This is a genomic window from Pseudomonas sp. AC463, from assembly GCF_979253585.1.
This window is the reverse complement of record NZ_CEEDDZ010000269.1, coordinates 1-349: the sequence shown is the minus strand read 5'-3', so window position 1 is coordinate 349 and position 349 is coordinate 1. Positions and strand designations below refer to the sequence as shown.

At 47.3% G+C, this 349-nt stretch carries 1 protein-coding gene; it reads left to right on the top strand.

The features are described from left to right. Positions 1–349 (top strand): LbetaH domain-containing protein (locus AC0IYH_RS30090; RefSeq protein ID WP_471837765.1); only part of this gene is annotated, 349 nt, incomplete at both ends.

Here is a 349-nt window from a genome sequence, read left to right as displayed (position 1 = left end):
GAGTTTACCTGGGAAGCAACTGCATTGTTGGCCCTAGCTGCGAAGTCAAAAGCAGCTTCATGCTCGCTGGAAGCAAGCTTGCACATTTTAACTTTGTCGGCGATTCACTGATTGGCGAGAACGTAAATATTGAAGCAGGTGCAATCATTGCCAACTACCGTAACGAATTGGATGGTGCGGATATTAAAATCCGTTATTTAGACAGCGTGATCGAGACGGGTATCAAAAAATTCGGTGCTTTAGTAGGCGACCGCTGCAAAATTGGGGCAAATGCAGTGATTGCTCCCGGTGCGATACTGGCGCCTGACACCCATGTTCCACGTCTGGGTTTAATTGACCAGTTTGAACA